Here is a 24,234-nt window from a genome sequence, read left to right as displayed (position 1 = left end):
CGCGACGACCGCGGAGCCGAAGGGGTCTCTCTCGCTGACCGCTGCCCCGGCGGACCTTGGCCTACCCAGTGCAATAGCCAGCACCTCAACGAACCCTTCTCAGAAAGTAATGTGATGTCTACAGAAATCGCCGGAGTCCTCAACGCGGTTCACACCTACCTCGACGCGCTCTACGAGGGAGACACTCAGCTGTTCCAGACCGTACTACATCCCAAGGTCTTGCTCTCGTCGGGCACGGAATCATCACTGGTAACCATGACCCGGGACCAGTACATGGAAATAGTCAGCAGCCGGCCCTCACCGGCGAGCCGGGGCGATCAGCGCCGCGACGTCATCGAAAGCGTGACCCGCTCGAGCCCCACCAGCGGCCACGCACGCGTGCGAAACGCCTATGCCCCGAAGCAGTTTGTTGATGATCTCATCCTTATTTTGACTGATGGCCAATGGTGGGTCATCTCCAAGACCTGGCATTACACCATCGAAAACGATGCGGCGATCGGAGCCGTGGAAACTGCTCGGTAACCTCCGCTTCCTAGCAGGGAGCGGCCAGAGCTAACCCTACGGAGCCCGGCTGCGAAATAGAAGCCGTCGCTGGTCAACACCATCGCGTCATGACGCACCAACTGCTTTCCCCGGCTTAGGGATGGACCCATTGAAATGGTTTGCGCCTTCGATGCGGAGGCGCAAACCCTGCTTAGCGCCAGAGACCAGTATCACCAAACGTGTAGTCCGATCGAGCATCAGCGCAAGCAATCTCGGGTCAGCTGTGGAAGGTCCAAACCTTGGTACCATCGGCCCGCAGGAACAGCTGGCGGGGTAGGGCGCCGTCTTGGCCAATCCATATCATGCTGGAGTCGGCGGTGACCGCGTCGACAGTACCTGTCCTAATCAGAGCGCCCGCTTGTCGGATTTCGACTAAGGAGCCTTCGAGCTGGGTCCAGTCGTCCTCTTCTCCTTTCAGGCGGGGAGCAAGGGGCACCCTGTAGGCCCTGAAACTGGTGTCCACGCCTAAGAGAGTGGCCTGCATGGTCCTCGGCGCATACGTGCTCATATTGCTGTTCCTCGGCTGGCTATGCGTTCGGCGCGGAGCAAAACCGGCCGGTCAACCATGGCCCCTTCTAATTGGACGGCACCGCCGTCGGCTGCGGCGGAAGCTGCGATGACTCTGGAGGCCCATTCAAGTTCGGCAGATGTAGGAGCGAAGGATTCCACTGTTGGCTGGATCTGTGCTGGATGGATTAGCAGCTTACCCCCGAATCCGAAGGCACGTTGGCGGCGGGCATCGCCTGCCGCGACGTGTGGGTCCCGGAAATTGGGAGTTACCCCTGCTATGGGGGCTGTCTTACCAGCAAGGCGGCTGGCCAAAACGAGATGGGAGAAGGCGTAGAACAGTTCTTCCTCTTCCGCCCCTGGCGTGATTCCGAGGTCAGCGGCGAAATCCAGGTTGCCGAACGCGAGACGCACCACGGCCGGGTGTTCGGCGATCTCCCGGGCAGAAGCAAGACCCCGGGCAGACTCAATCAGGGCGACCACTGGCACGCCAGGGAAGAAAGCAGCGGCGGCCTCCACGTCGTCCAGACATTCAGCCTTCGGCAGCATGATGCCGATCAATCCCTCAGAATCGGCCAGGACGGCTGCGTCATCGTTTATGTGCGGCGTGCCCACTGCGTTGATCCGCACAAGGGCACGTGACTCTGCCAGGAAGCTTGCAGCTCCCAGCCGTGCTTCCTGTTTCTGGTTCTGCGGCACTGCATCTTCGAGGTCGATGATGACCACATCGGCGCCGGATACGGCGGCCTTCCTATAGCGCTCAGGCTGCGCACCAGAAACGAACAAGAAGGTCTCAGCTCCTGTGAGGTTCTCCGTCAGGCTCAACGCAGCGCCCTAAGAGACAGCTCGTCCCATTCAGGGGTCACGCCAGTAAAGTCCGGCCCATGACCCTTCTTGTATATCAACATCGTCCGTTCAAACACGATGACAATTTGGCGGCGCTGGTTGAAACCAATGGTGCGGACCTTCACGATGCCCACGTTCGGACGCGACTTGGATTCCCGCTTGGTCAGAACCTCGGACTGCGAATAGATGGTGTCGCCCTCGAACACCGGGTGCGGGAGCCTGACGTTGTCCCAACCAAGGTTTGCCAGCACGTGCTGCGAGAGGTCCACAACCGATTGTCCGGTCACCAACGCCAGAGTGAACGTCGAATCAACCAAAGGCTGACCGAACTCGGTTTGGGCTGAATAATGCGCGTCAAAGTGAATGGGGGAGGAGTTTTGGGTCAGCAGCGTTGTCCAGATGTTGTCCGTCCGCGTGATTGTCCTGCCCAGCGGGTGTCTGTACGTGTCCCCGACGTTGAAGTCTTCGTAGTATCGGCCCGTCCAGCCCTCCACGTAGGAAGGCGCGGCCGGGGCCTGCTCGGCGGGGGAACCGGTCGTAGTCGAATCAATAGTCATGGACCCAGTTTGCCGGTGCTGGCGGAATGGCCGCCAATGAAAATTTGGAGCAAAATCAATGCAGGGCGCGCATGATCTATTTCTCGGGCGTTGGATGCCGGTCATGCATGAAGTCAAGGAACCTCGCAACCGGCGCTGGTTGCCGCCGCCCCATCAGCCATGCAAGGCCGACAGTGCGATGGGCTGTCGGGTCTGCGATATCAATCTGGCGGGTTCCTTGAGCGAGAGGACCTTCTAGGCGCGGCAGGATTGCCATGCCAAGGCCGGCGCTGACGAGGCCCCACAATGTCGTGATTTCGGTCGCCTCGACGACCATGCGTGGCTTGAAACCCGCCGCTGCGCACAGGCGGTCACCTATTTGCCGCAGCCCAAACTCCGGGCGAAGACCAACGAAGGACTCATCCATGACCTCCTGCAACTGCAGGCGCCCGGCTTCCGCCACATGATGGTTCTCCGGAACCACCAAGGCCAGCGGCTCATCAACGATATCAACCCAGTCGAAAGTCGTGTCGGCCGGCCGGGGAGCGAGCAGTGCGGCATCGACAACCTGGTTCCTCACCAGATCCAGGACCTGATCGGCTGCTCCGCCTTCCAGCTGGAAGGTCGTTTGCGGCTCAATGGAGTTGAAGCTCCCAATGATCTCGGGCACGAGCCAAGATCCCAACGATGAAACAAAGGCAAGTGAGATCACACCGCGGCCCGGGTCGCGCATGGCACTAATGCGCTGTTCAGCGGCCTCCAATTCGCCAAGTGCGCGAAGCACGTGCGTCCGTGCCACCTCACCGAAGCCGTTCAACGCCAATTTTCTGGCAGAACGGTCGAACAGCTGGGCACCAAACTGCTGCTCCACACGCTGAATACCACGCGACAGCGTCGATTGGGAGACATGAAGACGAGCAGCCGTTTCAGTCACGTGCTCCGCCTCTGCCAAAGCCGCAAACCACCGCAATTCTTCAATGTCCATACCCAATGATGCGCTGAGCGCATGATTATCGCCAACATATTTCATTGGACTCTTGGGGCGTGAGCCTCGAAAGTGAAGGCATGCAGCTACGCAACAGTTCCTCGCTTTCTGACCCCTCTTCCACATCTCGCCCTGGTCCATTGCACGGGGTCGTAGTCGTTTCGTTGGAACAGGCCGTCGCGGCCCCTTTTGCGACAAGACAACTGGCAGATCTCGGTGCCCGGGTCATCAAGGTCGAACGACCAGGCGCCGGTGATCTGGCCCGCGGCTACGACACAACCGTCAAGGGCCTGGCAAGTCACTTTGTCTGGCTCAACCGAGGCAAAGAGAGCGTAGCCATCGACGTGAAGACGGCCGAGGGCGCTGAAATCCTTCGGCAGCTCGTGGACAGGGCCGATGTCCTGGTCCAAAATTTGGCGCCCGGGGCTGCAGCCCGCTTGGGCATCGGTGCCGATGAGCTGGCCAAAACCCGGCCGGACCTGATCACTTGTGACATTTCGGGATATGGATCGGGCGGGCCTTATTCGGCCAAGAAGGCCTACGACCTGTTAATTCAGTGCGAGACGGGGCTGGTTTCAATCACGGGTACAGATGAAACTCCTTCGAAGGTTGGCCTGTCCATTGCCGACGTCGCCACGGGCATGTACGCGTACTCCGGAATGCTCACCGCGCTCTTACGCAAAGAACAAACGGGCCAGGGAGCCAACCTGGAAATTTCGATGCTCGAGGCGCTGGGGGAGTGGATGGGCTATCCCCTGCTCTACACCATGTACGGCGGTACGGCGCCGGCCCGCACCGGAGCAAGCCATGCCACTATTGCCCCCTACGGACCTTTCACCGTAGCGGACGGCACCGTGATCAACCTTGGCCTGCAGAACGAACGCGAATGGGAAAACTTCTGCACCGTGGTCCTGGAACAGCCCGAACTGCGCGAAGACCCGCGCTTCTCCAGCAACTACCGAAGGGTGGAGAACCGGGATCAGCTAGACCGGATCATCAGTTCCGTTTTTTCGGAACTGTCCGTCGAGGAGGCCGTGGCGCGGCTTGAAAGGGCCCCGATTGCGTATGCCGAGCAGCGCACAATGTCGTCCTTCGCCACCCACCCACAACTGGAGGCACGCAAACGATGGGCTCCTGTGTCAACTCCTGCAGGCGAAATACAGGCCCTCATCCCGCCGGTCACCTTCGACGGAGAAACTCCCTCGCTCTTGCCGGTTCCAGACCTGGGCGAACACACAGAAGCGGTACTGCAGTGGCTAAACACGACGCGAATCTGATTCACGCCGTGCCGCATTTCGCTGGAAGCCGCTTTCCCTCCTCTCGGAAATCCTTGAAAAGCTATTCATTTGGACGCACCGCGCAGCACCGTGGGCGGGTACGTCAGGTCATGGCGATTTGCTCTGCCTTGGGCAGAATGGCATCTGTGCTCGAGGAACTCGGGGACGGGCTCGCCAACCGGAAACCTGCGATGCCGAATGCGAACAGCCCGCATGCCATCGTCACCCACAGCCTCGGAGTCATTGAGCTCTGGATCGGCCATGTCCTTCTCGGCCGGCCCCTTATCCGGGACATAGCCGAAGAGTCCACTGCCTCGGGCCCGATGGAGCCACTCCTGGCAAGGTTGAGGGCCTCGAAGGGATCCGTATTTACGGACTTCGGCCGGCCATTCCCTGCCAAGGTCCCTCACTCCGAAAGGGGGGAAAGGGATATCACGAAAGACCTCCTCGTCACGAACGATATGCAGCCCCGGCCCGATCAACGGCAGCGCTTATCTCGAATAGCTGTTCTCCCACACGGCGCCGATCCTTCTGAGCCTGCGATCCCTTCTCAGGAGGAAACATCCGTGGAAGCCGCACGCAGCTTGTTGGAGGGGGATCTGCTCAGACTTGATGAATTGTGGCTGCATTTTTGGGCGGAAGGCGGCGACGCCGACATTTTGGAACTGGACGCCTATCTTCATCGTGAGATACGACTGTCGGAAGTAGACACCCGGTGCTTTCACGCCGTGATTCAGAAGGTCATCCTCGATGATCCGGAATCAAGGGCGTTTCCGTAGGACAGGGTTGAAAAATTTAGGCACAAATCTACCGACGAGGCAATCCAGCAATGGCCATACGGGGCCCTTCGCCAGATGGCGAGGGGCATGTTCGCAAACGAGGAGCGAATGACGCATCTGTATCACCCGAATGTTCCTTTGGTGACACGCGATGGTGTGACACTCGTGGCTGATGTGTGGCGTCCTTTGGAAGGCCGGACACCGACACTGCTACTCCGTACCCCGTATGACAGGCGAGCGACGCACCAATTCGGCGGTCACAACAGCCCCACTCCTTCACTGATGCCGCTGATCAATGCGGGATATGCGGTGGTCATCCAGGACGCTCGAGGGACGGGAATGTCCGACGGAATATTTGAGCCGAAACTCAACGAGATCGTGGATGGGCAGGATACGGTCGCTTGGGTGCGCGAGCAGAGCTGGTCAGATGGCACAGTGGCCATGTACGGGCAATCGTACATGGGCATGGTTCAGTGGGCTTTGGCAATCAGCGGCACTCCGGGACTTCGCGCAATAATTCCCACAACTGCGGCACTGGATTGGTACAGGGATGCTTGGTATTCACAGGGCGGAGCGATGTCCCTCAGCCTGAACACTTGGTGGAATGCTTTGATGTATTCCGGGCAAGAGCGCCGCAATTCGATATCGGACCCGGGCCATAATCCGGCATCCCAAGAACGTCTCGACGGCGCACTCCTCGATCCGCTGGAGCTCAACAGCTTTACGCCCCTCGCAGATCTTCCTGTTCACGGTACGGGACGCTGGTTTGACGATTTCATCGCCCACCCTGGATTCGACGAGTATTGGAAGAGACAAGACTGGTCCGGACCCGAGATCATGTCGAAAGTTTCTGTGCCAGTCTTCTCGATAGGCGGCTGGTACGACCTGAAAGTCAGCGGAACCGTCGGAGGATTCATTGGTGTTCGGAGGCACGGCGGATCCGAAGAGGCCCGCGAGAAATCACGGCTTCTCATCGGGCCCTGGGATCACACAAGCTTTACCGGCCGGTTCGCCGATCGGTCTTATGGGATCCGTGCCGAAGCCGACATTTCTGCAGAGCACATTGCCTTTTTCGATGAGAACCTGCGCGGTGTTCCGTTGACCGCGCCCGCACCCCGGGTACGGATATTCGTGATGGGCATCGACCGATGGCGTAACGAGGTCGACTGGCCCCTTCCCGACACTAGGTACGTCGGTTACTACCTGGACAGCGGTGGTGCGGCAGCAACTCGTCATGGTGACGGAGTACTGCAGGTCACCTTGCCCGAACGCGATACTTTTGATGAGTTCATCTACAATCCCCACGACCCGGTCCCCACGGCCGGCGGAGCGCTCCTACCGGCGCAACCAGGGCTGATTGGTCCCGTCGATCAGTCTAAAGTCGATGGGCGCGAGGACGTCCTATGTTATGTGACTCCGGTCCTCGAGAAGTCACTCGAGGTGACCGGCCATGTCGAGTTGAAGGTGTTCATGTCTTCCAGTGCCGTGGACACTGATATCACAGCGAAGCTGATCGACGTGTTCCCCGATGGCCGAGCCTTTAACCTCTGTGATGGAATGCTGCGCCTGCGCTACCGTGGCGGCCTTTCCACTCCTAGCCCTCTCGTTCCGGAGGAGGTCTACGAGGTCACAGTCAACATGGGGCTTACATCGAATGTTTTCCTCCCGGGGCACCGTCTACGTCTCGACATTTCCAGCAGCAACTTTCCGCGCTTCGACCGCAACACGAATACCGGTGGCATCATTGCGCACGAGTCCGTTGACGCCGCAGTAGCGGCCAGTAATCGAGTTCACCACGGCCCCTTGAACAGCAGCAGGTTGATTCTGCCGATCATCGCACGGTAGCCCTGACATGCATCCGCCGTGACCGCGGCCAAGACGGTCAGCACGTGAGGGTCGCCGGACGACAGGCTTACTGCGCCAATTCATCAGAGGTTGTCACGACCGGCCCATTCAAGGGACCGAAGCCGCCCTGTTCGACCGGGGCAGCTCGATCTGGCAAGACGGCGGTCCGGCGGTTGGTCACGAAACAACGAAGACGAGGGCGCACGGCCGTACGTCGGGCTGGCTTCCTAATCGCGGACTGTGATGCCGAAGCGGAAGGTGTTCGCGGGCAGGGCACCCTTCTCAGGCACTGCTTCCGAAAGTCGGGATCCACAACTCGAATCCGCTTGCCTTGTCAAAATACTCTCTTGGCCGGGTGGGGGTGCTCCTGAGCCATAGCCCCTCTGAGTTGGGCATGACGTCCTCGACAACACCTTGGCGGACAAAAGTTTCTTGTGTGCGCAGCACCACCGTTTTGCCTCTTGTCGTCTGCCAGTCTCCTGTCTTCCGGAAGTGCGGTGGGGCGGGGTTCCGGTTTTCCGTCATTTCTACGTTTGCATTTCTCTGGGAAACAAGGGGCTGTTTCCAGTCCGACAGACCGCCGGGGACTGGTCGGCTGGAGTGTTTGAGGGGTGCGGGTCATTGCCCGCCGGTTGGCCGAACACTGAGTACCGGGCAGGGAGCACCCGTTAGAATCTCCAGCGCCGTGCTGCCCATCAATAGTTTTCCGACGGCGCTTCGGCGGCGTATGCCGATGACCAGCAGGTCCGCACTGTGGGTGGCAGCGATTTCTATAAGTGCCTCGCTGGTGTGCGTGGCGGGTGCGGAGATTGTTTCGACTTCCGTTCCAGATGCAACGAGTTGCTTATGAAGCTCGGCTAGAGACTGCTCAGAGGCCGAACGAGCGTCTGACAGAGACTCGTTTTGCTGAAGATTGACCAGAATTAGGCGTGTGTTGCGTAGTCTCGCCTCAAGAACAGCCCGCTTCAGGGCTGCTTCGCCTTCAACTGTGGGGATATACCCGACAACAACTGCCATGAGCTTCTCTCTGCTTTCCGTGATAATAATTGCTACTTTTGTGCATTTCGGGGCCTCCGAAGCACCAGCTCTGAATACTGCGGCCCCGTAAACGTCCCTTCCGTTAGCACTGGTCGACGAGGCAGGGCCCTACGCCTGTGGGGCCCTGGCGGCTGTGTTGGGCTACTTGGCCGCTAACTGAGTTTCAAAGGTTGCTTGTTGGTCCGACCACTTCTGAGAGATCTCGCTTCCAGGCACGAACAACGGCTCCTGGAAGCCAGCATTGACGAGATCTCGGAACTTGCTGTCTGTGGTGGCTTTTTCAATTGCATCTTCGATGCGCTCGAGGACAGGTTCCGGCGTCCCTGCAGGTGCTGATACAACGAGGTAGCCGTTGATATCAATGTCAATGCCCTGGTCTTTGAACGTGGGGATATCCGGAAGGAATGGATCCTTGCTCCCGCCGAAGAGACCTAGCGCCCGGAAGTCTCCGTTTTTGACTCCGGGGATGATGGTGGTGCCGCCTCCGACGATCGCTTCTACCTGCTTTCCAAGTAAGGCGGTGGTCTTCTCACTGCCCCCATCGAAGGGGACGATATTAAAGGTCACGCCAGCCGACTTGGCGGCTGCCTCCACCCCCAGCTGTTCGTCGTCGCCAGCGACCCCCACTGTAATTTTTCCAGGCGCTGCCTTCGCGGCTGCGAGAAGGTCGTTCAGGGATCCATATGAACTGGATGCACTGACAGCCAAGTAGTTGGTAGTGCGCGCGAGGGCCCCGATGGGAGCAAAGCTGTCCTTTGTGTACGTAGCTCCCCTGTCTTTGACCAGGTAGGTGGGGATACTGGACGGGAGATTGGTGAACCCGATCGTGTAGCCGTCAGCCGCCGCGGAGGCAAGAGAGGTAAGGCCGACTTGGCCGCCGGCTCCAGGGGTGTTGATGACCTCCACATTCGCCCCCAGTGCATCCGACAGAACCGGAGCGAATGCACGGGCAGTGATATCGGTAGTTCCTCCCGCAGAGAAAGGGACGACGAGTTTGACGGTCGATCCTGCCTTTGGGTAGTCTGCCTCGGCCGATGGGGCGGCGTCCGGGGCACATGCCGTCAGCGATAACGCTGCGGTCGCTGCAAGGGCCATGACGAGCTTCTTCATTGAATCTCCTGGTGGTTATTTGCGCCTGTCCCGCAAGACGCAGGGGGCTAGTGCTAATTTTTCCTGCACCTTGCAGATATAATGCAAGAAATATGCAGAGGGTGTCAAGGGTTATTTTTTGATGGTATGGAGCGCGGTGAGCAATGGGTGTTCACCGTTTGGAGAAGGAGACATAAGTGGGATTTCGAGAAGCGCTAAGCAATGCACCCGGTAACCTCACCTCTTCCGAGCTCAGGATTAGCGAGGTGCTCCTCGGGGACCGGCGTGGCGCTCCCTTGTTTACGGCAGCACAATTGGCGGAGCGGGCTAACGTGCATGAGTCCACAGTCGTGCGCTTCGCCCAGAAGCTGGGGTACGCGGGGTACCTTGCACTTCGCCTAGAACTTGCCTCTGACAGCTTGGGCCCCACTCTGAAGATTGAAAAGCAGCCTGGTAGCGAAGAATCGTCCTTGAACAGGGTATTGCGCGGTCAGATCGAGGTGCTTGAAAAGGTTTCAGAGCACGTTCCTCAGTCAACCATCGATGGTGCCATGAAGGCGCTGCTGGGGGCCGACCGAGTGTTCCTCGCAGCAAATGGGCTCGCCGGCCCCCTGGCAGACTTCTTTGCAAGGAAAATTGCGCTTCTAGGGATACCTTCCACAGTGATCCATCAGACTGGTACTGAGCTCGGCCATCAGTTGGCCACCGTGGGTACTCGGGACATCGTCTTGTTTTTCCTGCTTTCCACTGAGTACGAGTCCATAAGTGCGTTTGAAGGTGTTCTGTTGGAGCAGGGAACCACCGTGGTTTTCGTGACGGACCAGCCGATTCTTGCCCTGCAACCGAAGGCGCAGTACGTCCTGGCAGTTCCGCGGTCCGAGCTGAAGCATGGGGTATTTGTTGTACTTGCGACCATTTGCTATGCCATGGACTACTCGCTCATGCAGCAGCTTGCAGCAGCGGACCCGGAAGTCGAGGACTAGTTCAAAGGGCCGCTCCGGACAGTTCCTTCTTTCGGGTGGCCCTGCTACTGAGCATGCGGCCGATCAGCGCGCCGACGATGGCCAAGGCGGCAAGAATCAGCAATGTCAGGGAGATGCCGCTGTGCACGAAGATGGAGGGGTCGCCACCTGAGATCGCCAGTGCGCGTCGTAGGTTGCTTTCCATCAGCTCTCCAAGGACGATCGTCAATGCCATCGGTGCCAGCGGAATATCAACTTTGCGCATGAGGTAGCCTATGAGTCCAAAAACGAGCAGTACGCCAATGTTGAATACGCTTCCATCCAGCGTGTAGGCGCCAAGTATCATGAAACCGAACACTATGGCGTACAGCACCGGGAAGGGTGTTTTCAGGAAGGAAACCCACACCCGAACCAAGGGGACGTTCAGGATCAGCAGGATCACGTTACCAACGAGCATGCTCGCAATGATGGTCCACGCCACGTCGGGGGAGTTCTGAAATAGGAGCGGACCGGGTACGAGCCCGTTGACAATGAAAGCCCCCATTAGGATTGCCGTGGTCGCCGACGTCGGAACGCCGAGAGTGAAGAGGGGGATCATGCCGGCGATGGCCAGCGAGTTGTTCGCCGTTTCAGGTCCGGCGACGCCCTCTATCGCTCCTTTCCCGAATTCGGATTTGCGCTTGGAGATGGCTTTTTCAAGGGCGTAGGAAGCAAATGAAGTTGCCGCGCCGGGAGAACCGGGGAGCAATCCGAAGAGGAACCCCAAGGGGGCGCCGCGGAGAATGGGGCCTACTGATCGCCGCAGATCTGTGCGCGTCGGCCAGATCTTCCCTACGGGCAGGGCTCGGCCAAACTTGGCAGAGTGGTCGACCGTAGCCAGAAGTTCGGATACTCCAAAAAGTCCCATCACAACCGCAATAAAATTGATCCCGTCCAGGAGCGGAGCCTGACCGAAGGTAAATCTCGGGACGCCGGCCAGCGGGTCAATACCCACCATGCCGATGGAAAGCCCGAATACCGCACTGATCAAGGCCTTCACCAGGGACTTGCCCGCAAGCCCAATCACTAAACTCAAGCCCAGGATCGTCAGCGCGAAGAACTCTGGTGCCCCGAAGGACAGGGCAAACCGTGATAGGGGGGTCGCGACCACGAAGCCCAGCAATCCGACGACGCAGCCTACGAAAGAACCCAGCGCCGCGATGGTCAAAGCAGCCCCCGCACGACCCTTGAGCGCCATCTGATAGCCATCGATAGTGGTGGCCACGGACGAAGTTTCGCCAGGGACGTTGAGCAGGACAGCGGTTATGGTGCCGCCGTAACTCGCGCCGTAGAGGATCGCGGCGAGCATGATGAGTGCAGGTGCAGGACCCAGGACGAAGGTCACCGGGAGGAGGATTGCTACAGCAGCCGCAGGCCCAAAACCCGGAAGAATTCCCACTAGCATGCCGAGTACGCAGCCGATCAAGGCCAGGAGCAGGTTTTCCCATGTGAGGACCGCAAGCAGCCCGTTCAGGAGCTGTTCAAAAATTTCCATGGTCAGAGCCCCATTTCCCGAAGGAATGGCAGCGCAGCTGTTGGCAGCGGCAAGCCAAGTCCGTACTTGAAAGCTGCGAAGGAGCCAACACCAAAGATGACGGCGATTAACGCACTGTTAATTCGGCGTCGGCCGCCTACCACTGACAGGAGCGCGAAAACGTAAAGTGTCATCGCAATCAGGTATCCGGCCCACAGGACCGCCCAGACGAATATGGCACTGGCCAGAATCGTGACGAGAATCCGCCGGACACCCACGCGGTCCGGAACGGACGTGTCCTCACTCCGGTCGAGCTTTCCCAATACCGCGACGAAGAATAGAAGCACCCCGAGAAAGATCAGGAGGCTGCCGATGATCGTCGGGAAAAGACCAGGCCCGGGCACACTGCGAACCGTCAATCCCAGTGATAGCCCACCAAAGGTCAAACCCGCCCCAAGCATGGCAAACAGGATTCCTGCCACTTGGTTTGCCCGCCGGTATGCAGTTGTAACGGGCAGAGGATCGGTCTGCTCCAGAACGTCCACCAGCGCCTCGTTGGGTTCATCGGGTGGCGGCTCATTATGCGTTGCCATGGTGGTCACAGACATCAGGCTTCGAAGAAGGCGCCAAGCTTTTCAGCCCTGGCCCTGATGGGGTTGCGGTCGCTCGTGCCTGCTTGGAACTCGACTGCGGCTTCCAATTCTTTTGCGTTCTTCGCGATTGCTGCCTCCAGTACCATCTCAGCTTCCTCCAGCGGTACAGCCAGAACGCCGTCATCGTCACCAATGATGAGGTCACCGGGCCTGACGGTCATACCGTTCAGCGAAATTGGCACATTGATTTCGCCGGGCCCGTCCTTGTATGGTCCGCGGTGGGTAATCCCTACCGCGTAGACAGGAAGGTCCTGTTCCTTAATCGCGGCGCTGTCCCTGATGGCGCCATTGATGACGATGCCGGCAATCCCTTGCTTCAGGGCGTGCATGACCATGAGTTCACCCATGATGGCGTTAGTCGTATCCCCGCCAGCATCAACAACGACGACGTCTCCTGGCTCCGCAAGATCAAGGGCGAGGTGTACCATCAGATTGTCACCCGGCCGGGTGCGCACCGTTAATGCCGGCCCGGCCAGCGGCCCGCCACGGTGCATCGGGCGCAGATTCGAACCAGCCGCCGTGAGCCGGTTCATCGAATCACTGACAGTTGAGACTGGCACCTCCTTGAAGCGCTGGGCAAGCTCAAGGGTTACCGACTGTTTGCGGTTGAGGACCTGAAATCCAATGTTCATGAAACTGCTCCTTTGCCTGCCATCGTCTTAAGTGCGCTGTCATCGTCAAAGTTTGCGCGCGTGTAGAGCTTCCGGGCATTGCCGGCGAAGATCTTTTCCTTATCGGTATCTGTAAGCCATTCGATGTCTTCTATGAAGCCTGCGGTGTCGTCGAATCGTTTCCCCGTCTGCGGGTCGGTCACCTTGGCGGTGCCAACGATCTCGGCGGCAAAAAGGACGTTGTCAACGCCCATCTTGCGAATGAGCATCTCCATGGAGTCGCGGTCATAGATTGCGGTGTCGAAGTAGACGTTCTTGACCGCCTCCTCAAAGGGCTTCTTGCCGGCCAGTTCGTGGAGGGAACGGTGGCGGTTGTATTGGAAGGGGGCCGCGCCTCCGCCGTGCGGGACGATGATCTTCAGGGTAGGAAACCTGTCGAAAAGGTCGGACCATGCAAGGTCAAATACAACTGCGGAATCGCAGTTTGTGTAGTGGGAGCCATTAAGATGCAGGGCAGGATTAACCGTGGACGTGGCGTGCAGCAAGACGGGTACATCGAGTTCGACGACGCGTTCCCACAGGGGATACCACCAGGAAGAGCTGATGGCCGGGGTAAAGGGCTGTCCTCCTCCTGCCACGTCAGGGTTGACATTAACGCCTACGAAGCCCATGTCGTTTACCACGCGATCCAGCTCTTCGATGCAATTGGCAGGGCTAACGCCTGGTGACTGCGGAAGTTGGGCGGCGGGGATCAGCCTGTCGGGGTACAACGCGCAGGCACGGTAAATCAGGTCATTGCAGTGCTCAGTCCAGTAGCGGCTGATGCGTTCATCACCGAATTCGTGTCCCATGCCGGAGGCGCGCGGCGAGAAGATGAGCTTGTCAGTTCCGGTCTGCTCCATCTCCGCCAACTGACGCTGAAGCGCCTCGCGGATTTCGTCATCGCTGATGGAAATCTTGCCCTTGCTTGGCCTGTTTGCCTGGGCGATCTGCCTCCCGCGCCAAGCCTCAAGCTGAGGGGGAGCGGTCGTGAAGTGTGCGTGGGTGTCGATGCGCATGCTACTGAATTTCCCTTTCTGGATGCGTCGTTAGTTTGTGAGCTGCCAGGTAACGCCGCTTGGATCGGCGATGTTTGAAATGGTCCGTCCTGAGTGCTGAATGAGAGCGTGTTCCTTCGTCACAGCAAGGCCCATCAACTTGAACGCGTTGACATCTGTAACGGCGTCGCTGGTGGCAAAGGCCACATGGTTCAGGGTCGTGGACGCCACGGATCGGTCTTCACGAAGTTCGAAGACGATCTGCCCTTGGCCAGGAAGGGCAAGTTCAACAGAACCTCTCTCCGGGTCTGTAACGCGAACAACTTCAAGCCCAAGAGACTTCAGGAAATCAACCGCGCTGGCAAGGTCGGGGACCTTCAGGTCTATGTGATCGATCCGGGTAAGCATCCTTGCTCTTCCTCCTCATTGAGTCACTGACCCGCTTCGAATCGAGGTCAGCTTAGTGAACTCCACCACTATATGCATGATTTCATGCATGTTCAATATCTAATGCAATTTTCTTGCAGGTCTTGATGTGAAGGGGTTTAGGCTCGACTGTCGAAGGGTTTGAGGGTGATGGGCATGGCCATGAGAGCTCACGCAGATAGGAGCCACCAGGGGTCTTGGATGTGGGAATGCTTGAGCTAAATTCTGGTCTCCGCAGCGCCGGCACGGGTCGCCCGGCTAGGTGGCGTCGCCCTCCGGCCCGACATCTGGCACTGCTTTTCCGGACGGACCAGTGACGTCGGCACCGGCGGCAACTGCGATGGCGCCCGCAAGGAGACCCGCATTGGACCAAAAGATACCCGAAACGCCCAACGGCGCCGCCAGCGCGCCGACCGCGAGAGGCAACGTTAATTGGGCGAATCGGTTAACTGTAAGCCGAAGCCCCAAAGCAGCTCCATGCCGGGTCGGATCGGTTAGGGCAATGACCCAGGCCATAGTTAGTGGCTGCGGGATTCCGAGGCCGATGCCCAATCCGATCATGACGGCTATTGCACCATAAAGGTCGGATAACGGAAGAGCGATGAGCGCCACGGTCGCTGCCGCAATGGAAGCTATCAAAGTGGCCTTGCGGCCCAACAAGCCAATAAGCCAGCCGAGTCCAACCCTGCTCACGACCGAAACGGCAGCGCGCAGGGCAAGTAGGATCCCGACGGTGGCGGCTGATACGCCGGCATCAGTCGCCCAGACCGGGACGAACGCGTACATCAGATCCATCGTGACCAGGACAGCACCGCTGACGAGCATTGAACGCCACAGGCCTGGGCTCGTGGGCTTATTGCCGGTCATTGCCCATTTCTTAGTCTGCAGCTGCCGCCCCCTCCGCAACCCGGCATCAATGCGTCGAAGAAAAAAGAACGCTGGCATAGCCATGAGCGTCAACCCCAGACACACCAAAAGGCCCAAAGTCGTATCCGGCGTCGGGCTATCGGCCGCTATAACAAGGGAGGCCGCGAAAGTCACGGCGGGAGGGCCAATGAGCTGCCCAACCGAACTGGCGGCAGTCAGTGTTCCGAAAGCGCTATCGGCTGAGCCCCCAGCGCTAGCATGTGCCACGAAGGTCTGTTGCCCTACCATGATCAACAGCTGGCCCAACCCGATCACTACACTGCTAATCAGGAGCGGCACTAGCCCCGGGAATACAACCAAGGCGCCTATTCCGCCTCCCGCGATAACCAGCCCCGCAAAGGCCATGAGCGTACCGCCGGCCTTATCGGCCACCCGTCCCGCCGGAATGGCCGCCAACAGTGCCGGCAAAGCGAAGCTTGAGGCCAGAGCCCCGAGATATAAAGGGTCGGCGCCTTCAGCAAGAGCCCGGTAGCCAACCATGAGCCGGACTCCGACCCATGCAGCTTGGGCCAATACAGCTTCGGCACTGAGCGCTGCCCGCCACCGGGCTGCACTCACTCCCAACCGCTAAAGGCCATGGCTTTGATACTCACTCAGGATCTCCTCCAAAATCACGTTCGACGATTGGGACTCTTTCACAAGTATGCAGAACAAGGCAAGGTTGCAAGAAAAGATGCAAAGTCGGCGACACCTTCGGACGCGTTGCGTCAAGGTCTTCGGTCGGTCCCTGAGCTCTTTATGGCTTAGCTGATTGGGCTACTCGCGTTAAGTCGAAGATCCGGCCCACGGTCACCGTTTAAATTGCGGAATCACATGGCTGTGCTGCTGCTTCCAAACGCCGGCCAGGGATCCAGTTAAGCACTCCCCGTCAAGCCCTCCGTTTGTTTGGCGGCAAATCGCATGACTGCCAGGAACCCTTCCTTGTTATCGGCTAGGAGCCTGCTTCACTGTCCAGGGTCATGAGCGGAGGGAGATTTCGTCCGTCCCTCCGAACAGCCGGATTAGGTCCTCGATATCATCCCTTGCTGCGCCGTATTTTTCGGGGTCCAAGTGGAAGATTGCCAGCTGAATGGCGTAGGTGAGTGCCATTGGTACGAGTTGGGTGCGGTATTCGAGGTCGTCTCCCCGCCGGGCCGCCAGGAGATGATGCGGGGCGGGGCGGAACTGATGACCGGGGGTGTCCGAGATCAGGACAGTCCGGCCGCCGCGCCTTTGGGCTTCTGCCATGATGGCTGGCAGCTGACGTGGAGCCTCTTTCATTGCCATGGCGATAAGAGTGCTGGTGTGATCAAAGGGGACGAATGATTCAGCGAGGTCCTTGGCCGTAGGGCCGAGAATTACAGTGGTCATCCCCAAGCGCCGAAGACGCCGTGCAAGGACGTTCAAGGGCGGGTGTTCATCGACGTTGGAAAACAGGTAGATGATGCCTGATGAGTGGAGAGTGCGGGCCACGGAGTCCAAGTCTTCCTGAGAGACGAATTGGCTCAACCTTGTGATCGATTTTGCCTCGTCAGCGAGGAATTCTGCGAGGGTGTGCCCGGTGCTTCCCCTCATGATCGTAGCGCTTTGCACGACTCCTTCTTCGTCCTTGCGCAGGTCCTCACGGAGCTCGGGGTACCCCTTGTAGCCCAGCTTCTGTGCCAGCCGTATCACCGTGGAAACGTGGGTATTAGCTCTTTTGGCAACTTCAGCGGCCGGTGCGGAGGCAACGGACTCACCCATCAGCACGTTCATCACGCGCTCCTCGGACGTGCTGAGCGAAAGCGTGCTGCCAGACGCCACGGTTCTGAAACTCACTTGACTCTCCTTTGAGGTCCCACGCGATATGTGATGATTGACACTCTCTCACGGTTGTGCAATTCTGTGCAAGGTTGCAACATCGGCTTCTGACCGACCTTGCATTCAACTTTTCTTACTTTCCGCAGAGAGGCGGACAATCAAGATGCAAAATCTCAACGCGCCTGTTGCGCTTGAATGGGCCGTGGCCGCAGCGGCCACCGCCGGGGGGACCTCGATGGCAATAGTCGGCGCCGGCTACGGCCTGACCAACACCTCCGGGGTAGGGGCCGGGTTCTTTCCCACAGCCGCTGGCATGCTGATGGCATTGGCCGGCGTGCTCTGGGCCCTCCAACTGGCCGCGTCACACCGGACGTCCGCAGCAGCACCCGTCACCGGCGACACCGTCGAATCGCTGCCGCCGCACCACGAGTCCGAGTCTGCCTTGGTGGCCTTGCTCGACGATGACAACAGCGAAGAACCTGAAGCCGACTTTCCTGACCGCCAAGGCTGGGCGAGGGTGGGAATCATCGCTGCCGCGATCCTGCTGGCTGCCCTCCTGTTGCCACTGCTGGGCTACACCCTTGTGATGACGCTGATGCTTGGAACCATCCTGTTCTTTGTCAGCAAACGGAAGCTCTGGATATCCGCTCTGGTTGCAGTTGGGTCGGCTCTCGCATCACGGCTGGTTTTCGAAGTGTGGTTGGGGACCGCGCTGCCCACCGCGTCCATTGACTTCCTTGCCGGATTGGGGCTGTAGTCATGATCAACATTGGCTTCGACCAGCTCCTCGGTGGCCTAGCCACAGTCTTCACCCCAGAACATCTCCTGTTCGCGCTGCTCGGCTGTGTCCTCGGAATGCTGGTGGGCGTGCTGCCTGGTTTCGGTCCGGCGGCCGCCGTCTCACTACTGATCCCGGTGACCTTCGGGCTTGATGCAACCTCTGCGATCATCATGCTGGCAGCAATCCTCTATGGCGCGGCCTACGGCGGGACGACCACCGCGGTCCTGCTGCGGATCCCGGGCGAGGCCTCCTCCATCGCAACCACACTGGACGGCTACCAGATGGCCAAAAAGGGACGCGGCGGACCCGCCTTGGTGATCGCCGCCCTTGCCTCATTTGTGGGTGGCCTGATCGGCGTCGTCGGTTTCGTGGTGGTAGCACCGTTCAGCAGGCTCGCCCTCGAATTCGGGGCCCCGGAACTGTTCCTTGTCTCCCTACTCGGATTCGCCCTTATCACCAGCTTCGCGGGCAACAACCCGGCCAAGGCCCTCCTCAGCGCCGCGGCCGGTCTTGCCATCGCCACGGTAGGGGTAGACTCCGGCGTCGGCATCGCCCGCTTCACTTTCGACATGCCCGAATTGTTCGACGGCTTGGGACTGGTAGCGGTCGTCATGGGCATCTTCGGCCTCAGCGAAGTCCTCGGCCAAGCCCAAAAAGGGCCGCTGGGCGTCCCCAGTCCACTGAAGGTCGCCCGGCTCATGCCCACCCGCACCGACCTGCGCCGCTCGGCGTTCCCCTCCCTGCGCGGCTCCCTGATCGGCTTCTTCATGGGCCTGCTGCCCGGTTCTCCCGGCGCCGCAACTTCGCTGGCCTCCTACGCCGCGGAGAAGAAGTTGTCCAAGCACCGGCACGAGTTCGGCAAGGGCGCTGTGGAAGGCATCGCCGGCCCTGAATCAGCCAACAACGCACTGGCGGTCTCTTCCATGATCCCGCTGTTCACCCTAGGAATCCCCACCTCCGCCACCGTGGCCATCATGGCTGGCGCGTTCACCATGAACGGCCTCATCCCCGGACCCCTGCTGTTCCGCGACAACCCGGACGTGGCTTGGGCCATCATCGCCAGCCTGATCGTAGGCAACCTGATCCTCCTGCTCCTCAACGTCCCGCTGGCCCGGGTCTGGATCACCGTACTGAAAGTCCCGTTCCACTACCTCATGGCCGCCATCCTGGCGTTCATGTTCCTAGGCACCTACTCCATCAACGGCAGCCCGTTCGACATCCTCATCATGCTCGGCGCCGGTGTCCTTGGCTACATCTTCCAACTGGTTAAGGTCCCCCTCACCCCGCTAGTCCTGGGCCTCATCTTGGGCCCGCTGCTGGAGGAGAACTTCCAGCGGTCCCTGGCCCTGTCACGCGGCGACTACGGCGTCTTCCTGCAAGGACCCATCAGCCTCACTCTCCTTGCCGTCATCACCGCCGCCGTCCTGTTCGGCGCGGTTCGTCCTCTGATCGCTTCAATGCTGAAGAAGAAATCCCGCACCGCCATCGCACCAAAGGAGCTTGCGAAATGAAGAAACTGACCGCACTGACCACCACGGCCCTCGCCGCATCCATCGCCTTGGCCCTTACCGGCTGCGGTGGCCAAGGCGGCAGCACCTCCACCACAGCAGCGGCCGACTTCCCCAAAGCGGGCTCCACCCTTGAGTGGATCGTACCCGGGGCACCAGGTGCCGCCAACGACACGCTGGCCCGCATTATGGCGCCAGCTGTGCAAGCAGATCTCGGCGCCACTGTGAACGTGGTCAACAAGGAAGGCGGCAGCCAAGTAATCGGCCTCAACTACCTCGCCCAGTCAAAGCCCAACGGCCTCACCTTCGGTTACACCAATGTCCCGTCCATTCTGGGCCGCTACCTGGACCCCAGCAAGAAGGCAGCGTTCGACCGGAGCAGCTTCACGCCCGTCGGCTCCTTCGCTTCCAATGACGTCATCATAGGCGTCAACAAGGACAGCAAGTACAAAACCATCAAAGAACTGTTCGACGCCGTCAAGGCCGAGCCCGGCAAGATCACAGCAGGTACCGACTCACGGGCGGGCGATGACCACATCTTCCTGCGCATCCTGGAGAAGGAACTCGACCTGGACTTCAACATCGTCCATTACGGCAGCGGAGGCGACAAAGTCGCGGCCCTTGTCTCCGGCGAAATCGACTTCGCGATCGGCGGCGTATCCAGCTTCTTCGGCCAGTACAAATCCGGTGACATCAAGATTCTTACCGTTATCGATGACGAGGCCAGCTCTTTCTTGCCGGAGGTTCCCACTCTGGAGAGCGCCGGCTACGACGTCGAACCCATGACAAACAACTTCGCAGTATCCGTCCCGTCCAAGACCCCTAAGGAAGTTGTGGCAAGGCTCGAGTCTGCACTGAAGAAGGCCTCAGAGGATCCCACCGTTCAAGAAAAGCTCAAGGGCGCTGCCACCCAATCGGACTGGGTGTCCGGGAGTGACATCAGCGCCCTTTGGGAAAAGCGTGAACAGCAAATGAAGCCAGTCATCGATGAACTCCTCCAACAGCAGTAATCACACCAGCAGAAAGACCGACGAAACGATGCAGGCAGAAAACACATCCCACCCCTCCACCGCTGAACTAGTGCGGCGGTTCGCGGTCATCCCGGCCGCCAATATTGGTGATGCACAGGAGCGAATCGGCGTAGCTTCCTCACTCTCACCGACATGGACCGGAGCGAAACTCGCCGGACCTGCTTTCACCGTATGGACCCGGCCGGGCGACAACCTCAACATCCACAAAGCCCTGGACGAAGCAAAACCTGGCGATGTGATAGTGGTCAACGGCGGCGGTGACCAGTCCCGCGCTCTTATCGGTGACCTGATCGGTATTCGGGCTAAAAGCCTGGGCCTGGCCGGCTTCGTCATCGACGGCGCCGTCCGCGACGCCGACGCACTGGCAGAATGCGGACTGCCCGTCTTCGCCCGCTCCGTCACCCCGGCAGGACCCTACAAGTTCGGCCCCGGCCGCCTGCAACTCCCCGTAGCAATCGACGGAGTCGTCGTCTCACCCGGAGACATCGTCGTAGCTGATGCCGACGGCGTCGTGGTAGTCCGGCGCGAGGAAGCGGAACAGGTGCTGGCCGAGGCGGAAAAGATCGAAGCAGGAGAAGCAGCCAAACGCGTCGCCTTCGCGAGCGTTGTCTAAAGTCCCTCGCAGTATCTTATCGGCTGGGCTCGGTGCCGGGCGGATTCGAAGAAAGTCCGCCCGGCACTTCCATCGCCTCGTAGTCGCCTGCGTCGCAGTATTCGCTGGAAGGCGCCTATAACTCTTCACCTTCCGCCGTGTATCGAGTACTCGAATGTCTGGTGCGTCAGAAATCTTGGGCAAGGGCAAGTCCTCCGCCGCAAAATCAAAGATGCGACCTTCGCCACCCGACCCCAAATACAACGTAGTCACTGTGCACGGGTTGCACCTGAGCTGCACGAAGGGCCACAAATCAACCGGGCGGCAGGGCAACGCGGGAACGGCGCGCGACCCCACCTCAGCTGGGCATTTTTAGATGCCATTCAGCACTTTACGGCCACCCAGCGGGGGCTCACTAGCGAGATGAAATCGGTTTTCTGCCCATCCAAACCTAGGAGAACACATGACCATAGTGGTCGGTTATATCCCCACGCCTGAAGGCAACGCGGCGCTGGAACACGCAATCGATATGGCTAGAAGGGACCAAAAGCTGCTCCTAGTGATTAACTCGTCACGAGGGGACGCGTACGTCGACGACCGCCAAGCTGATGACCTACACATCAAGGCCATCCAAGAGCGGTTAGCTCGTGACGGTGTCGATCACCTGATTAGGCATCCAATTCGTGGCAGAGATGCCGTGACCGAAGTCTTGGAAGCCGCGCAGGAGTATGGCGCGGAACTGATTGTAATCGGACTACGTCGGCGCACACCAGTAGGCAAGCTGATAATGGGCAGCACCGCCCAGGGCATCCTATTGGAAGCCTCATGCCCGGTGCTGGCCGTGAAGGCGCACACCGACCGCAAGCCAAGGGACAAAAGGATGGACTAGAAAGTGGCCATTATGCGCCTGCCCCTAGCAGGATACAGCCCCTAAGAGTTTAGAAGTCATCACCCCTGGCAGTCATTCAATTTCGATCAGAATCAAGGTACAAACTTGAGGGTCGGCTGGCCCCGTGTGCGTTAGGGACGGGCAATTACCTGTCGCAGGCCAATTCAGAACACCGCCCTCCGATTGAGGATCCCAGTGAGAACCTGGGAAACAGTAATACGTCAATTCAAAGGAGATCGCATCATGAAATTCGCTGTGCTTAAAACTACGGTGCTGGCTGGCTCCATGGCGTTGATCCTCAGCGCTTGCGCTGGCCAGGCCGGTTCCCCTCCGGCAGCAGCAGAGGCTGACTTTCCGAAGCCCGGGGCGACAGTGGAGTGGGTGGTGCCCTCCGCAGCGGGCGGCGGTAACGACGTGGTTGCTCGCATCGTGGCACCTGCCATGCAGGAACACTTAGGCGCGACGATCAAAGTTCTAAACAAGGAAGGCGGAGGCCAGATACTGGGCTTGAACTACCTTGCAAACGCTAAACCGGACGGGCTAACACTGGGCGCTACTAACCTTCCCTCCATTTTGGGCCGGTACCTGGACCCGAGCAAAAAGGCTGGCTTTGACCGCAGCAGCTTCACACCAATCGGCTCCTTCGGATCCAATGCTTTAGTGATCAGTGTCAACACGAACAGCTCCCACAAAGACATCAAGTCGCTATTCGACGCGGTGAAAGCTGCACCGGGACAGTCAAAGTAGGCACCGATTCCAGAGGAGGTGATGACCACATAAACCTGGCAATCCTGGAGCAGAAACTGGGGCTGGACTTCAACGTAGTGCACTACAACAGCGGCGCGGACAAGGTATCTGCTCTTATTAGTGGGGAGATAGATTTTGCACTGGGAGGTGTCGCCAGCTTTTTTGCCCAATACAAGGCAGGAGACGTCCGGGTTCTTTCTGTCGTTGACGACCAGGTCAGCTCATTCACCCCGGATGTACCCACCCTGCGAAGCGCTGGGTATGACGTGGAACCGATGAGCAGCAACTTCACGATTTCCGTCCCTGCGACGACACCACCGGCCGTAGTGGCCGCGCTGGAATCAGCCTTGGAAAAAGCAGCCCAGAATCACGACGTGCAGGAAAAAATTCGCGCCTCGGGAACGCAGCCCACTTGGATCTCTGGAAAGGATGTCAGCATCCTGTGGGAGAAACGGGAAACGATGGTCAAACCGATCATCCAGGAGGTTTTAGCACAGAAATAGGCAACGCCGGGGACAAAGCAATCCCTTGACGCTGCTCCAGCTTCGTTTTGGTGCCCTATAAAGACCGATGGGTGAGGACCCCGCGGCCGGGTCCCAAAAGGGCAGAATGATCAGTGCCGAACTCGGTTGTGGCAGGAAGTCTCGGGTATTCCAGCTGGTCCTAAAGTTCCCTTTGGGGCCCTTCCGCGACAACGCTTTGCTGACGATGTGCTCGTCGCGTTGGTGCCAGCTCGTGAACCAAGGTCCACAAGGTCCGTTCACCGCCGAGGGAGGGCATGACGTCCCCCTCCTGCACGTAACGGAACGGTTGTGGGTCTTCGTTCGGCCGCCACCACCCGCTAACCGGCGCGTGATCGCCGGTAGCCGCCAGAGCTGTTGCCTGTGGGGTGGGAGAGGTGGTTGGCGTCACGGCGTGTTCTTTCCTTTGATATTGGAAGGATTGGGTCTTCAGGTATTTCCAACCCTCTTTACAGCGTCAGGGATCGCTACGGCGAAGCGCGGGGTAGAGGGCAGATGTCGTCATGCGATAGGTGAAAGTGCCTTCCATTTCCTGGGGTTCCACCCAAACCTCGTGACCTTCCGCAGATTCAAAAATGGCCCTGCCGTGCTCCTTATCAGCGGCCAGCCACAAGGCGGACGAGTTAGGCATCGCGTGTTCGACGTAGCCCTTGCGGAGGGTTACACGGTTTAGCCGGATTTCCACGAAAGCACCAACGAGCTGGTTCCAGTCCTTATGGCGGTAGGCGGTCATAGCCTTTACTTCCTTGTTGAGTGATGGCGGGAGAGCACACGATTTTTGGTTGCGGTCTCACGATGTTGGTCTTCCTCCG

26 protein-coding genes are annotated in these 24,234 nt (G+C 59.1%); 12 read left to right on the top strand and 14 right to left on the bottom strand.

Annotated elements, in window-relative coordinates:
• Positions 1–114 precede the first annotated feature (114 nt).
• Positions 115–522 (top strand): nuclear transport factor 2 family protein, encoded by a 408-nt coding sequence (locus AR689_RS23455; protein WP_062073541.1) that lies wholly within the window; start codon positions 115–117, stop codon positions 520–522.
• A 238-nt stretch (positions 523–760) separates the two neighbouring features.
• Here the strand turns inward: AR689_RS23455 and AR689_RS21765 are convergent, their stop codons facing one another.
• The 4 genes from AR689_RS21765 to AR689_RS21750 form a co-directional block, all read right to left on the bottom strand.
• Positions 761–1,051: a hypothetical protein gene (locus AR689_RS21765; protein WP_062073539.1), complete on the bottom strand. Its 291-nt coding sequence runs from the start codon at positions 1,049–1,051 to the stop codon at positions 761–763.
• The gene (locus AR689_RS21760; protein ID WP_197412939.1) at positions 1,048–1,875 is read right to left on the bottom strand and encodes an HpcH/HpaI aldolase/citrate lyase family protein; all 828 of its coding nucleotides are present in this window, start codon (positions 1,873–1,875) and stop codon (positions 1,048–1,050) included. The genes AR689_RS21765 and AR689_RS21760 overlap by 4 nt, the downstream gene beginning before the upstream one ends.
• On the bottom strand, positions 1,872–2,453 hold the full coding sequence (locus AR689_RS21755) for a MaoC family dehydratase (protein ID WP_082698123.1): 582 nt from the start codon (positions 2,451–2,453) through the stop codon (positions 1,872–1,874). Before AR689_RS21755 ends, AR689_RS21760 begins: the two co-directional genes overlap by 4 nt.
• Before the next feature lie 76 nt (positions 2,454–2,529).
• A complete protein-coding gene (locus AR689_RS21750) occupies positions 2,530–3,462 on the bottom strand; it encodes a LysR family transcriptional regulator (RefSeq protein ID WP_197412938.1) in 933 nt (310 codons plus the stop codon).
• A 35-nt stretch (positions 3,463–3,497) separates the two neighbouring features.
• Here AR689_RS21750 and AR689_RS21745 point away from each other — a divergent pair, with 35 nt between their 5' ends.
• The 3 genes from AR689_RS21745 (at position 3,498) to AR689_RS21735 (ending at position 7,318) form a co-directional block, all read left to right on the top strand.
• Positions 3,498–4,694, top strand: a complete 1,197-nt coding sequence (locus AR689_RS21745) for a CaiB/BaiF CoA transferase family protein (protein ID WP_062073937.1) — start codon at positions 3,498–3,500, stop codon at positions 4,692–4,694.
• Complete coding sequence (locus tag AR689_RS21740) at positions 4,670–5,473, top strand: hypothetical protein (protein WP_231745622.1); 804 nt, start codon at positions 4,670–4,672, stop codon at positions 5,471–5,473. Before AR689_RS21745 ends, AR689_RS21740 begins: the two co-directional genes overlap by 25 nt.
• A 108-nt stretch (positions 5,474–5,581) precedes the next feature.
• Complete coding sequence (locus AR689_RS21735; protein ID WP_062073936.1) at positions 5,582–7,318, top strand: CocE/NonD family hydrolase; 1,737 nt, start codon at positions 5,582–5,584, stop codon at positions 7,316–7,318.
• A 618-nt stretch (positions 7,319–7,936) separates the two neighbouring features.
• On the opposite strand, the gene AR689_RS21730 is transcribed toward AR689_RS21735, so the two are convergent.
• Together AR689_RS21730 and AR689_RS21725 are read right to left on the bottom strand one after the other, a co-directional pair.
• Positions 7,937–8,335 carry a universal stress protein gene (locus tag AR689_RS21730; RefSeq protein WP_062073535.1) on the bottom strand — a complete coding sequence of 133 codons (399 nt, stop codon included), beginning with the start codon at positions 8,333–8,335 and terminating at the stop codon, positions 7,937–7,939.
• 162 nt (positions 8,336–8,497) lie between these two features.
• A complete protein-coding gene (locus tag AR689_RS21725; RefSeq protein ID WP_062073533.1) occupies positions 8,498–9,466 on the bottom strand; it encodes a tripartite tricarboxylate transporter substrate binding protein in 969 nt (322 codons plus the stop codon).
• A gap of 176 nt (positions 9,467–9,642) precedes the next feature.
• On the opposite strand from AR689_RS21725, the gene AR689_RS21720 reads away from it, so the two are divergent.
• Positions 9,643–10,428 carry a MurR/RpiR family transcriptional regulator gene (locus tag AR689_RS21720; protein WP_062073531.1) on the top strand — a complete coding sequence of 262 codons (786 nt, stop codon included), beginning with the start codon at positions 9,643–9,645 and terminating at the stop codon, positions 10,426–10,428.
• Between the two features lies 1 nt (position 10,429).
• On the opposite strand, the gene AR689_RS21715 is transcribed toward AR689_RS21720, so the two are convergent.
• The 7 genes from AR689_RS21715 to AR689_RS21685 form a co-directional block, all read right to left on the bottom strand.
• Positions 10,430–11,941 carry a tripartite tricarboxylate transporter permease gene (locus AR689_RS21715; RefSeq protein ID WP_062073529.1) on the bottom strand — a complete coding sequence of 504 codons (1,512 nt, stop codon included), beginning with the start codon at positions 11,939–11,941 and terminating at the stop codon, positions 10,430–10,432.
• A 2-nt stretch (positions 11,942–11,943) separates the two neighbouring features.
• A complete protein-coding gene (locus AR689_RS21710) occupies positions 11,944–12,528 on the bottom strand; it encodes a tripartite tricarboxylate transporter TctB family protein (RefSeq protein ID WP_062073527.1) in 585 nt (194 codons plus the stop codon).
• On the bottom strand, positions 12,528–13,205 hold the full coding sequence (locus tag AR689_RS21705) for an RraA family protein (RefSeq protein WP_062073525.1): 678 nt from the start codon (positions 13,203–13,205) through the stop codon (positions 12,528–12,530). Before AR689_RS21705 ends, AR689_RS21710 begins: the two co-directional genes overlap by 1 nt.
• On the bottom strand, positions 13,202–14,242 hold the full coding sequence (locus tag AR689_RS21700) for an amidohydrolase family protein (RefSeq protein ID WP_062073523.1): 1,041 nt from the start codon (positions 14,240–14,242) through the stop codon (positions 13,202–13,204). Before AR689_RS21700 ends, AR689_RS21705 begins: the two co-directional genes overlap by 4 nt.
• A 30-nt stretch (positions 14,243–14,272) precedes the next feature.
• Positions 14,273–14,629, bottom strand: coding sequence for a VOC family protein (locus AR689_RS21695; RefSeq protein ID WP_062073521.1), 357 nt, complete (start codon positions 14,627–14,629; stop codon positions 14,273–14,275).
• A gap of 276 nt (positions 14,630–14,905) precedes the next feature.
• Positions 14,906–16,054, bottom strand: a complete 1,149-nt coding sequence (locus AR689_RS21690; protein ID WP_062073518.1) for an MFS transporter — start codon at positions 16,052–16,054, stop codon at positions 14,906–14,908.
• 477 nt (positions 16,055–16,531) lie between these two features.
• Positions 16,532–17,371, bottom strand: coding sequence for a MurR/RpiR family transcriptional regulator (locus tag AR689_RS21685; protein WP_062073516.1), 840 nt, complete (start codon positions 17,369–17,371; stop codon positions 16,532–16,534).
• A gap of 145 nt (positions 17,372–17,516) precedes the next feature.
• Between AR689_RS21685 and AR689_RS21680 the strand changes: the two genes are divergently transcribed.
• The 7 genes from AR689_RS21680 to AR689_RS23885 all read left to right on the top strand — a co-directional run bounded on the left by AR689_RS21680 (position 17,517) and on the right by AR689_RS23885 (position 23,404).
• The gene (locus AR689_RS21680; protein WP_062073514.1) at positions 17,517–18,110 is read left to right on the top strand and encodes a tripartite tricarboxylate transporter TctB family protein; all 594 of its coding nucleotides are present in this window, start codon (positions 17,517–17,519) and stop codon (positions 18,108–18,110) included.
• Positions 18,111–18,112: 2 nt separating this feature from the next.
• Positions 18,113–19,645 carry a tripartite tricarboxylate transporter permease gene (locus AR689_RS21675; RefSeq protein WP_082698121.1) on the top strand — a complete coding sequence of 511 codons (1,533 nt, stop codon included), beginning with the start codon at positions 18,113–18,115 and terminating at the stop codon, positions 19,643–19,645.
• Positions 19,642–20,652 carry a Bug family tripartite tricarboxylate transporter substrate binding protein gene (locus AR689_RS21670; protein WP_062073512.1) on the top strand — a complete coding sequence of 337 codons (1,011 nt, stop codon included), beginning with the start codon at positions 19,642–19,644 and terminating at the stop codon, positions 20,650–20,652. Before AR689_RS21675 ends, AR689_RS21670 begins: the two co-directional genes overlap by 4 nt.
• Positions 20,653–20,680: 28 nt before the next feature.
• Positions 20,681–21,286, top strand: coding sequence for an RraA family protein (locus tag AR689_RS21665; protein ID WP_156424686.1), 606 nt, complete (start codon positions 20,681–20,683; stop codon positions 21,284–21,286).
• Between the two features lie 442 nt (positions 21,287–21,728).
• A complete protein-coding gene (locus AR689_RS21660; protein WP_062073508.1) occupies positions 21,729–22,154 on the top strand; it encodes a universal stress protein in 426 nt (141 codons plus the stop codon).
• A 243-nt stretch (positions 22,155–22,397) separates the two neighbouring features.
• Positions 22,398–22,901, top strand: a complete 504-nt coding sequence (locus AR689_RS23890) for a Bug family tripartite tricarboxylate transporter substrate binding protein (RefSeq protein ID WP_062073506.1) — start codon at positions 22,398–22,400, stop codon at positions 22,899–22,901.
• Positions 22,802–23,404: a tripartite tricarboxylate transporter substrate-binding protein gene (locus AR689_RS23885; RefSeq protein WP_082698119.1), complete on the top strand. Its 603-nt coding sequence runs from the start codon at positions 22,802–22,804 to the stop codon at positions 23,402–23,404. The genes AR689_RS23890 and AR689_RS23885 overlap by 100 nt, the downstream gene beginning before the upstream one ends.
• A gap of 475 nt (positions 23,405–23,879) precedes the next feature.
• Here AR689_RS23885 and AR689_RS21645 read toward each other — a convergent pair whose 3' ends face one another.
• Entirely contained in the window at positions 23,880–24,155 is a 276-nt protein-coding gene (locus tag AR689_RS21645) for a hypothetical protein (RefSeq protein WP_062073502.1), read from the bottom strand.
• Positions 24,156–24,234: the final 79 nt, after the last annotated feature.

Source organism: Arthrobacter sp. EpRS71 (genome assembly GCF_001512285.1).
Taxonomy (GTDB): Bacteria; Actinomycetota; Actinomycetes; order Actinomycetales; family Micrococcaceae; genus Arthrobacter.
The sequence above is the reverse complement of the archived record's forward strand: the minus strand, read 5'-3'. Positions and strand labels throughout refer to the sequence as shown.

Coding starts and splice junctions, on each gene's coding strand:
- AR689_RS23455 (WP_062073541.1), top strand. CDS start 115: ATGTCTACAGAAATCGCCGGAGTCCTCAACGCGGTTCACACCTACCTC.
- AR689_RS21765 (WP_062073539.1), bottom strand. CDS start 1,051: ATGAGCACGTATGCGCCGAGGACCATGCAGGCCACTCTCTTAGGCGTG.
- AR689_RS21755 (WP_082698123.1), bottom strand. CDS start 2,453: ATGACTATTGATTCGACTACGACCGGTTCCCCCGCCGAGCAGGCCCCG.
- AR689_RS21750 (WP_197412938.1), bottom strand. CDS start 3,462: ATGAAATATGTTGGCGATAATCATGCGCTCAGCGCATCATTGGGTATG.
- AR689_RS21745 (WP_062073937.1), top strand. CDS start 3,498: ATGCAGCTACGCAACAGTTCCTCGCTTTCTGACCCCTCTTCCACATCT.
- AR689_RS21735 (WP_062073936.1), top strand. CDS start 5,582: ATGACGCATCTGTATCACCCGAATGTTCCTTTGGTGACACGCGATGGT.
- AR689_RS21730 (WP_062073535.1), bottom strand. CDS start 8,335: ATGGCAGTTGTTGTCGGGTATATCCCCACAGTTGAAGGCGAAGCAGCC.
- AR689_RS21725 (WP_062073533.1), bottom strand. CDS start 9,466: ATGAAGAAGCTCGTCATGGCCCTTGCAGCGACCGCAGCGTTATCGCTG.
- AR689_RS21715 (WP_062073529.1), bottom strand. CDS start 11,941: ATGGAAATTTTTGAACAGCTCCTGAACGGGCTGCTTGCGGTCCTCACA.
- AR689_RS21710 (WP_062073527.1), bottom strand. CDS start 12,528: ATGTCTGTGACCACCATGGCAACGCATAATGAGCCGCCACCCGATGAA.
- AR689_RS21705 (WP_062073525.1), bottom strand. CDS start 13,205: ATGAACATTGGATTTCAGGTCCTCAACCGCAAACAGTCGGTAACCCTT.
- AR689_RS21700 (WP_062073523.1), bottom strand. CDS start 14,242: ATGCGCATCGACACCCACGCACACTTCACGACCGCTCCCCCTCAGCTT.
- AR689_RS21695 (WP_062073521.1), bottom strand. CDS start 14,629: ATGCTTACCCGGATCGATCACATAGACCTGAAGGTCCCCGACCTTGCC.
- AR689_RS21690 (WP_062073518.1), bottom strand. CDS start 16,054: ATGGTTGGCTACCGGGCTCTTGCTGAAGGCGCCGACCCTTTATATCTC.
- AR689_RS21680 (WP_062073514.1), top strand. CDS start 17,517: ATGCAAAATCTCAACGCGCCTGTTGCGCTTGAATGGGCCGTGGCCGCA.
- AR689_RS21675 (WP_082698121.1), top strand. CDS start 18,113: ATGATCAACATTGGCTTCGACCAGCTCCTCGGTGGCCTAGCCACAGTC.
- AR689_RS21670 (WP_062073512.1), top strand. CDS start 19,642: ATGAAGAAACTGACCGCACTGACCACCACGGCCCTCGCCGCATCCATC.
- AR689_RS21665 (WP_156424686.1), top strand. CDS start 20,681: ATGCAGGCAGAAAACACATCCCACCCCTCCACCGCTGAACTAGTGCGG.
- AR689_RS21660 (WP_062073508.1), top strand. CDS start 21,729: ATGACCATAGTGGTCGGTTATATCCCCACGCCTGAAGGCAACGCGGCG.
- AR689_RS23890 (WP_062073506.1), top strand. CDS start 22,398: ATGAAATTCGCTGTGCTTAAAACTACGGTGCTGGCTGGCTCCATGGCG.
- AR689_RS21645 (WP_062073502.1), bottom strand. CDS start 24,155: ATGACCGCCTACCGCCATAAGGACTGGAACCAGCTCGTTGGTGCTTTC.